Here is a 3224-nt window from a genome sequence, read left to right as displayed (position 1 = left end):
GTCTGCGCGAGCGTGAGCGTCAGGACGTCGACGGCGCCCTTCGACGCCGCGTACGAGGTCATGCCGGGGAAGGCGACCTTGGTGACGCCGGAGGAGATGTTGACGATCCTGCCGCCGTCCCGCAGCCGCTCCAGGCCCTTCTGGATGATGAAGAACGGCGCCTTGGCGTTGACCGCGAAGACCCGGTCGTAGTCCGCCTCGTCGACCTCGTGGATCAGGCCGGGGCCGGCGATGCCGGCGTTGTTGACGAGGACGTCCACACCGTCCGCGTGTGTGTCGAAGGCCCGCCACAGGGACTCGGCGTCGCCCGGGACGCCGAGCTCGGTCCGGAGGGCGAAGGCGCTGCCCCCCGCCGCCTCGATCGCGGCGACCGTCTCCTTCGCCGCCGTCTCGTTGCTCGCGTAGTGGACGCCGACCCGGGCGCCGTCGGCGGCGAGCCGGAGGGCGATCGCCCGGCCGATGCCCCGGCTCGCTCCCGTGACGAGGGCGGTCCTGCCGGACAGCGGCCTGTCGTTCGTGGCCGTGTGGTGCGTGGTCGTGCGGCCGGCCGTCGTGCTGCTCATCGTCGTACTCCCTGGCTGTGTTCCGTGCTGACGGGAACGACTCTGCGGGGTGGGTGTTCGGGTCCGGTTCGGGCCGTGTTCGGGTCCCGGCCGGGGCTGTTCGGGCCGGGTTACGGTGGGCGCATGCGATTCGGGGTGCTGGGGGAGACAGTCGCGCGGACCGACGACGGCCGGGCGGTACGGGTCCCCGAGCGCAAGGTGCGCACCCTGCTCGCCGCCCTGCTGGCCGACGCGGGCCGGCCGGCCGCCGTCCACCGGCTCGTGGACGCGCTGTGGGGCGACGAACCGCCCGGCAACCCCCCGCGGGCCCTCCAGGCCAAGGTGTCCCAGCTGCGCCGCGCCCTGGAGGAGGCGGAGCCCGGTGGCCGGGAGCTCGTCGTGCACCGGGCCCCCGGATACCTCCTCGCCGTACCCCAAGGGGCCCTGGACGCCCACCTGTTCGCGGAACTCACGGCCCGCGCCCGGGCCGCCGCTGATCCGCGCGAGCGGGTCCGGATCCTCACCGAGGCGCTCGGACTGTGGCGCGGACCGGCGTTCGCGGACTTCGCGGACCGGACCTTCGCGCGGGCCGCGGCGGACCGGTGGGAGGAGGAGCGGCTCGCCGCCCGCGAGATGCTCGCCCAGGCGCGCCTGGCGCTGGGTGAAGTGGACGCCGTCGTCGCGGAGTTGACGGAGCTCGTCACCCTTCATCCGCTGCGGGAACGGCTCAGGGCCGTACACCTCCGGGCGCTGTACCGGGCCGGACGCCAGAGCGAGGCGCTCGCCGGGTACGAGGAACTGCGAGCCCTCCTCGCCGGGGAGCTGGGTCTCGACCCGAGCCCCGAACTCGCCGCCCTGCACACGGCGCTGCTCCGCCAGGACCCGGAACTCTCCGCGCCGGTGGCGGTGTCCGGCGCTGCTCCGGTGTCCGGACCGGTTCCGCCGTCGGCCGCGCGGTCACCCGCCCCGCTCGTCCGGCCGCCCCTTCCGTCACCCGCTCGGCCGGCCGAGGCGCGCGGGCCGGGGCCTCGCGGCAGCCTCCCCGCACCCCTGACCGGGATCGTGGGGCGCGAGAAGGCCGTGGAGGAGGTACGGGCGCTGCTGCGGGAGCGGCGGCTCGTCACGCTCACCGGACCCGGCGGCGTCGGCAAGACCAGGCTCGCCGTGGAGGCGGCCGCGCGGCTGCGCGAGGACTTCCCGGACGGGGTGTGGCTCGTCGAGTTCGCCGGTGCGGGCGGCGAACTCGCCGAGGTCGTCGCCGCCGCGCTCGAACTCCGCGACGGCGGAGCCTGGGGCCTGCTCCGGGGCGAGGGGCGCCCGCCCACCACCGCCGAGCGGCTCGCCGAGGTGCTGCACGGCCGTCGCGTCCTGCTCGTCCTGGACAACTGCGAGCACGTCGTCGACGCAGCCGCCTCCCTCGCCGAACAGCTCCTGCGCACCGCCCCCGGCCTCACCGTCCTCACGACCAGTCAGGAACCGCTGGCCCTCGCCGGAGAGACGCTGTGGGCGGTCGAGCCCCTCGACCCGGAGGGCGCGGCCGAACTCTTCGTCGCCCGGGCCACGGCCTCGGCGCCCGGCCTCACCCTCGACGACGAGGCCCTGGAGGCCGTACGGGCCGTGTGCCGCCGCCTCGACGGCATCCCGCTCGCCCTGGAACTGGCCGCGACCCGCGTCCGCGCCCTCGGGGTGCACGGGCTCCTCGAACGGCTCGACGACCGGTTCCGCCTGCTCGACGCGGGCCCGCGCGGCGCCCCCGTCCGGCAGCAGACCCTCCGGGCCGTCATCGACTGGAGCTGGGATCTGCTCGGCGCCCCGGAGCGGACCGTCCTGCGCCGTCTCGCCGTCCACGCCGAGGGCTGCACCCTGACCGCGGCCGAGGAGGTCTGCGCGGGCGACGGCGTGGCCCCGGAGGACGTCCTCGGGCTCCTCGCGCGCCTCGTCGACCGCTCGCTCGTGGTCACCGTCGACGGCCAGGACGGGCCCCGTTACCGGCTCCTCGAATCCGTGGCCGCGTACTGCCTGGAGCGGCTGCGCGACGCGGGAGAGTGGGAGCCGGTCCGCGCCCGCCACCTGGCCCACTACACGCGCCTCGCCGAGTCGGCCCGCTCCGCCCTGCGCGGCCCCGCCCAGCGCCGCTGGCTCGCCCGCCTCGACGCGGAGACCCCCAACCTCAGGGCCGCGCTCGACCGGGCCCTCGACCTGGACGACGGCGGCCCCGCGGCGGGTGTCCGTGACGGAGGCGGTACGGGACCTGCGGGGGCGCCGCCCGCCCCCGGGCACGCCGCGTCCGATCCGTCGCTCACCGCTCTCGGCGCGTCGTTCGCCGCGACCGCCCGGCCGCACGCCACCCCGCAGGCGGGGGCGGCGCTGCGGCTCGTGGACGCGCTCGCCTGGTACTGGGTGCTGCGCGGGCGGCTCGGCGAGGGGCTGCGGTCCGCGACCGCCGCGCTCCGCGCGCCCGGCGCCGACGCACCCGGACTCGCCCGCCTGCGGGCGCGCGTGGAGATCTGGCGCACGGGGCTCGCCGTCATGGGCGGCGACGGCACCGACCGCGCCCGCCGCATCGCCGAGGCCCTCGCCGCGCACGACGCCACCGACGACGAGGAGGGCCGCCCCTGGGCGCGCTGGTTCCTCTCCCACGCCCTCTGCGGCACCGGCGGCCAGGTCGAGGGCGCCGGTCTC

General features: G+C 77.0%; 2 protein-coding genes. One reads left to right on the top strand and one right to left on the bottom strand.

The genetic code is table 11. The annotated features are described in order from the left end of the window. Positions 1-563: SDR family NAD(P)-dependent oxidoreductase (locus tag RIF68_RS32165; RefSeq protein ID WP_309054796.1), on the bottom strand; the 563-nt coding region annotated here is incomplete at its 3' end. A gap of 123 nt (positions 564-686) precedes the next feature. On the opposite strand from RIF68_RS32165, the gene RIF68_RS32160 reads away from it, so the two are divergent. Beyond that, positions 687-3224: BTAD domain-containing putative transcriptional regulator (locus RIF68_RS32160; RefSeq protein ID WP_309054795.1), on the top strand; the 2538-nt coding region annotated here is incomplete at its 3' end.

It is taken from the genome of Streptomyces sp., assembly GCF_031178505.1.
Classification (GTDB): domain Bacteria; phylum Actinomycetota; class Actinomycetes; order Streptomycetales; family Streptomycetaceae; genus Streptomyces; species Streptomyces gulbargensis.
The sequence above is the reverse complement of the archived record's forward strand: the minus strand, read 5'-3'. Positions and strand labels throughout refer to the sequence as shown.